The sequence below is a fragment of the Sinobaca sp. H24 genome (genome assembly GCF_023845525.1).
The window spans coordinates 297706-303920 of record NZ_JALBWT010000003.1 but is presented as its reverse complement, the minus strand read 5'-3'; the positions used below and the strand labels follow the sequence as shown (position 1 = coordinate 303920).

Sequence of the window (6215 nt, the reverse complement as noted above, 5' to 3'; positions counted from 1 at the left end):
GCCAGGGAAAGAAAGAAACCTGGGCCGAAAAATGGGGACTGCACAATGATTTAAGTCTCTTCAATCCGGCGCCTGTGACTTAATATAAGAAGCTCAAATGTCAGAGGTTGTTCTGGCATTGGGCTTTATTTCACTGTACTAAGTTTATTCAATAAATAAAGATTGTTATTGGTATTTAACATAACTATACTGATAGTAATGAAATCAAATATACATAAGAGGGGAACGTCTCCCCATATATAGAAGCAGGGAGGACATCTGCCTTGATAAAGAAAACCCGGGAACCTGGTAAGAAACTGTCGCTGTTTCTTATTACATGGCCTATTTTCATTGAAGTTTTTTTACAAATTGCGATGCAGTTTGTAGACGTGTTTATGATCAGCTTTATTTCGGATGATGCGGTCGCTTCCATCGGAGTCGTCAATCAGATTTTCCTGCTGACGTTTGTTTTGTTTAATTTCACTGCTTTAGGTGCAGGTGTGGTGATCTCGCAGTATACGGGCGCCCGCAGAACAGAAGATATTAGTAAAATTGTCTCGCACGCGATTATTATCAACTTAGCCTTCGGTCTGTTTATCAGCGCCATCGTTGTCTTATTTCGTCTTCCTCTGCTGGAATTATTTAATCTGGCGCCGGAATTAATTACATATGCGGATACGTTTATGCTCATTGTCGGGGGCACTCTTTTTACCCAGGCGCTGGTGATGACGCTCTCTGCTCTGCTGCAGGGTAAAGGGTATACAAAAGACGTTATGTACGTCGTGCTTGGCATGAACGTATTAAATGTGTTTGGAAATTATGCGTTTATTTTCGGGGCTTTCGGCTTCCCGGAATGGGGAGTGGCCGGGGTAGCGCTGTCGACCGTCATATCACGGGTACTCGCCATGACTGTCTTAGCCGTCCTTTTGTATATCCGCTTGGACGTCTCGTTGAAATGGAGTGATTTTTACAAGTTGGAGCGGCGCCATGCCGGAAAAATTCTTCACATCGGCATTCCGTCCGCCGGTGAGCAGCTCTCGTATAATGGGAGCCAGCTGGCGATAACGATATTTATCACCACGCTTGGAGCCGCCGCTCTTCTACAAGAGTCTACGCTTTAAACTTAATGGCGCTGATGATGATATTTTCGCTGTCCGTAGGAAAGGGCATGCAGATTTATGTAGGGCAGCTGATCGGGCAGGCGAAAGAGAACTGGCGTATCATCAAATGTTCCGGGGCCTTAAAATAGCATTGCTGATCGTACTGCTTGTCGGCATGGTACTGGCTTTTTCGGGCGAAGCATTATTTCAGTTGTTTACGTCCAACCCGGATATTATAGCGACAGGCACTATTCTTCTTTTTATCGGCATTATTCTGGAACCGGGAAAAGCCGGTAATCTGATTATCATCAGCGCGCTCCGGGCGACAGGGGATGCGCGCTACCCCGTTCTGATGGGGATGCTGTTCATGTGGGGCGTGACCGTGCCGCTTGCCTATGTGCTCGGAATCTACCTTGAATTCGGGCTGATCGGTATTTGGATTGCGATGACGATAGATGAATGGGGAAGGGCCAGCCTGATGTATATACGCTGGCGGAGCAGAAAATGGGAAAGCAAGGCCCTGGTGGAAGAATACAAAGAAACGGCCCCGGTACCGTGAGCATCATCCTGGAAAGGATTCTTCTTTTGTGAAAGACAGGTACAATAAAAGCAAAGTAACAAAAGGAGTGATAAGGTGACCTTTATTGCTTACAATGATGCACAGAAAAACTTCGATAATATCATGGACCGGGTAAATGAGGATAAAGAAACAATCGTTATTACTGGAGAAAATGGAAATGCTGTACTGCTGGCAGAGAGTGAATATAACGGTTTACTAGAAACGCTCTACTTGCTGCAGAGGCCGAATAACGCTAAACGATTATTGGAATCCATAGAGCAGCTCGATTAAATAGAAAAAGTTATAAAAATACGAAGCAGACGCGCATAGGCGGCTGCTTTTTTCTATTCTGAAGTGTAACTATATGGAAAAAAGGGGAGAGTACCAAAGTATTAAAAAGTGGAGGAGATAATCATGGCAGCATACAGCGAACTGGTCAAAAAGTTGACTCTTGCAGAGAAAGCAAGCCTTTGTTCCGGAAAGAATTTCTGGAACACACAGAACATAGAAGAGCATCAGATTCCAGGCTTTATGGTAACCGACGGTCCGCACGGCCTTCGCAAGCAGGGGGGCAGTGCTGATCACCTGGGTCTGTCCGACAGCGTACCGGCTACGTGCTTTCCGACCGCTGCAGGACTAGCCGCCAGCTGGAACAGAGAGCTGATGGAAGGCGTCGGACGCCGTCTGGCTCATGAAGCCGGAGCGGAAGATGTGGCGGTGCTGCTGGGACCGGGGATTAACATCAAACGGTCCCCGCTATGCGGTCGTATTTTCGAATATTTTTCAGAAGATCCGTATGTCTCCTCTGAAATGGCTTCTGCCTATATTCATGCGGTTCAGCAGGAAGGTATTGGCACCTCCCTGAAGCACTTTGCCGTTAATAACCAGGAGTACCACCGGCTGACCATGGATGCACGCGTGGATGAGCGCACGCTTCATGAAATATATCTGGCCGCTTTTGAAGCGACGGTCCAAAACAGCCAGCCCTGGTCTGTGATGTGCTCCTATAATAAAGTAAACGGCGTCTTTGCTTCGGAAAATCACAGACTGCTGACGGAACTTCTTCGGGACACATGGGGATTTGAAGGGTTTGTAGTTTCGGACTGGGGTGCTGTGAATGAGCGGGTGGCCGGCCTGAAAGCCGGAATGGACCTGGAAATGCCGTCCAGCGGCGGTGTGGGCGACAAAGCGATTCAGGATGCTGTTGAAGACGGTACGCTGGATGAAGCAGTGCTTGACCGGACCGTAGAGCGGATGCTTGCTTTTGCAGATAAAGCCGAAAAAGGCTTATCCCGAAATTGGAACGTGGATAAAAAAGAGCATCATGATTTTGCGGTGCAAACGGCTGCGGAAAGTATGGTTCTTTTGAAAAATGAAGACGTGCTGCCGCTGCAGGCCTCTGAGTCAGTTGCAGTGATCGGGGAATTTGCTGAACAGCCGAGATTTCAGGGTGGGGGAAGCTCCAAGGTGAATCCAGCCTATTTAGATATTCCGCTCGAACAGATCAAAAAGACAGCGTCCGCAGATCAGCAGATTACGTATGCGCGAGGGTTTCACCTCGACCGCAACGACACCGATGCGGCTTTAGTGGAAGAAGCACTCGCGGCTGCGAAGGCCGCTGATAAAGTTGTCGTTTATGCAGGGTTGCCGGACCGGTATGAATCGGAAGGATATGACCGTACACATCTGCAGATGCCGGCGAATCAGGCGGCGCTGATAGAAGAGCTGGGACGTGTTCATGATAATGTGACAGTACTGCTCAGCAACGGTGCGCCGATTGAAATGCCATGGCTGGACAGCGTGAAAGGCGTCGTAGAATGTTATCTGGGCGGCCAGGGAATGGGGCAGGCGTCCGCAGATATTCTGTTTGGCAGCGTGAATCCATCCGGAAAGCTCGCAGAAACATTTCCTATGACGCTGCAACAGAACCCGTCCTACCTGCATTTTCCCGGCAATAAAGACAACGTGACGTACGGCGAGGGGCTGTACGTCGGCTACCGTTATTACGATGCAAAAGGAGAAACGCCGCTGTTTCCATTCGGCTACGGGCTGAGCTACACGACCTTTTCCTACAGCAATCTTCGGATCGATCAGCAGGAAGCAGGCAGTACGAATGTAACTGTCACCTGCACGATCACGAATACCGGTTCCACAGCAGGCAAAGAAACGGCTCAGCTGTATGTTAAAGATCAGAAAAGCAGCCTCGAACGGCCGGAAAGAGAGCTGAAAGGATTTAAGAAAGTTCATTTGGAACCTGGTGAATCCAAAGACGTGACATTTGAATTGAATGAGCGCAGTTTTGCCTACTACCATGACGGTTTCAGCCAATGGATCGTTGAACCCGGCACATTTACAATAACTGTCGGTGCTTCGTCCCGTGATCTGCGTCTGCACGAAGAGGTAGATATCTCAGAGGACACACGGCCGGTTACCCGGATACACCGCAACTCCCGACTGGGAGAATTAGCGCAGCATCCGGATTTAAAACCGGTGCTTGAAAAGCACCTTGCTTCGCTTGCTTCAAATAATCTGTTTGCCCAGCAGATGGTAGAAGAAGGCGGTGCCGCAGATCCAATGATGGAAGCAATGATGAAGGAAATGCCGCTCCGCGGACTGATTAATTTCAGCAGCGGCCATTTCACTGAACAGAACCTTGCTGATCTTTATAGAAGCATGTAACGCCCAAATAAATTAATAGAGAGAAGAACCCGTGAGCAGGCGGGTTCTTCTTTTTTATTGGACACAAGAAAGACAAAAATGAAATTGAAAGCGATTTCCTCTCATGGTAAAATAAAGGTAGAATAAGCTAGTCATCAGATGACCTGATCTTAAGCGGCGGATGCTCGACTGACATACAGGCATTCATCCGTTTCTAAAAATGAAAGCGTATTATTATCTGCTGAAGGAGACACCGTTATGCTAATGCTGACCGCTTTGAGCGCCGTTATTTTTCCGTTTCTTTTTCTTGTACTGCTCCGAATGCCGGCCATTAAGGGTATGTCGCTGAGTGCCGCTATTGTGATTTTTCTGGCGGTTTTATTCTGGGACATGGAAAGCCGGGTGATTCTGTCTTCTATTCTGCAGGGAGCCCATAAAACGTTGACGATCCTGTTGATTTTATTCGGAGCTCTCGTGCTGCTGAATACGCTTCGTAAAAACGGGGCGGTCGACCGGATCAACCAGGGATTTCAGAGTATATCAGCCGACATGAGAGTCCAGCTGATTCTTGTCGCATTTTTGTTCGGCTCGTTGATTGAAGGCGTTGCCGGTTTTGGAACGCCTGCGATGATTACGGCACCTTTAATGGTGGCGCTCGGCTTCAAGCCGCTTGCCGCTGTCGCGACGGCTCTAATTGCCGACAGTTCGGCAGTTGCTTTTGGAGCGGTTGGAACGCCGGTTATTGTAGGTCTCAGTACGCTTGAAGCAGCCACACCTTCCTTTTTTCAGGAGGTAGGAGTGACCGTGACGCTCATTGATTTATTCGGCGGCACCTTTGTGCCGGCCATCCTGATTTTTGTACTCGTGCTGTTTTTCGGAAAAGGGAAGGGCCTGAAAGATGTGTGGCCGATGATCCCATGGACGTTGATGATCGGTGCGGTGTATACGAGCTCCGCGCTCTTATATGCGTTTCTGTTCGGACCGGAGTTTGTGGCTATTCTCGGCTCTCTTACCGGCCTTACGGTCGCCACGATTACGGCGAAAAAGGGGCTGCTGCTTCCAAAAGAAACGTGGATGGACGCTCTACAGGATGACTTTACGATCGATACGGAAACGTCAGATATGAGTCTGCTTACAGCCTGGTCACCTTACGTTATAGTCGTGATTCTGCTGCTGTTGACGAGAACCGTGCCCTGGCTTGAGGAATTTACCAATACAGCGATTAACTTGTCCTGGATGAACATTCTGGGAGTAGAGGGAGTTAACTCTGAGTGGGCGTTTCTGTATTCGCCGGGGGCTATTTTAACGCTGACGGCCATTCTCGCTGTACTGATTCACCGCCGCTCGTTCCGTAACTTTACGGCCTCTGCGCTGGATGCGCTGTCTACGATTAAAATCACCGGCATTACGCTGTTTGCAACACTTGCGATGGTGCACGTGTTCAGCAATTCCGGCATGAACGCCAATGAGATAGTCAGTATGCCGGAGTATATCGCGGAAAGCATGGCGGCAGTCTTTGGGCCGATGTGGATCTTTGCCGCACCATTTCTCGGGATGCTAGGCTCATTTATTACCGGGAGTGCAACGGTCTCTACACTTACGTTTTCTCCGATTCAGTACAGCATTGCCACCGCAACCGGAGTGGATGTGAATACCGTACTGGGTGCGCAGCTCGTCGGCTCCGGTGCCGGCAATATGATCTGCATTCATAACGTTGTCGCCGCCAGTGCCGTTGTCGGCATGGAAGGAAAAGAAGGCAGCGTGATCCGGAAAACACTGGGCCCTGCCCTGATTTACGGGGTGCTCGTAGGAATTGGCGGATTTATCGTGATGAATGTGTTTTGACTTCCTTCTTTTCTCTCTCTATAATGAGCAGTACTAAAAGAAAAGGAGGGGTATTAAAAATGACTGCAGCGATC

6 protein-coding genes are annotated in these 6215 nt (G+C 48.9%); all 6 read left to right on the top strand.

Going from position 1 to position 6215, the window contains the following annotated elements:
• Positions 1-83 (top strand): hypothetical protein (locus MMY81_RS35045; protein WP_374561505.1); only part of this gene is annotated, 83 nt, incomplete at its 5' end.
• Between the two features lie 180 nt (positions 84-263).
• Positions 264-1100, top strand: coding sequence for an MATE family efflux transporter (locus MMY81_RS07210; RefSeq protein WP_252312240.1), 837 nt, complete (start codon positions 264-266; stop codon positions 1098-1100).
• Positions 1101-1206: 106 nt separating this feature from the next.
• The gene (locus MMY81_RS07205; protein WP_252312239.1) at positions 1207-1638 is read left to right on the top strand and encodes an MATE family efflux transporter; all 432 of its coding nucleotides are present in this window, start codon (positions 1207-1209) and stop codon (positions 1636-1638) included.
• Between the two features lie 75 nt (positions 1639-1713).
• The gene (locus MMY81_RS07200) at positions 1714-1929 is read left to right on the top strand and encodes a type II toxin-antitoxin system Phd/YefM family antitoxin (RefSeq protein WP_252312238.1); all 216 of its coding nucleotides are present in this window, start codon (positions 1714-1716) and stop codon (positions 1927-1929) included.
• Between the two features lie 123 nt (positions 1930-2052).
• Entirely contained in the window at positions 2053-4317 is a 2265-nt protein-coding gene (locus tag MMY81_RS07195; protein ID WP_252312237.1) for a glycoside hydrolase family 3 C-terminal domain-containing protein, read from the top strand.
• Between the two features lie 237 nt (positions 4318-4554).
• The gene (locus MMY81_RS07190; protein ID WP_252312236.1) at positions 4555-6141 is read left to right on the top strand and encodes an L-lactate permease; all 1587 of its coding nucleotides are present in this window, start codon (positions 4555-4557) and stop codon (positions 6139-6141) included.
• Positions 6142-6215 lie beyond the last annotated feature (74 nt).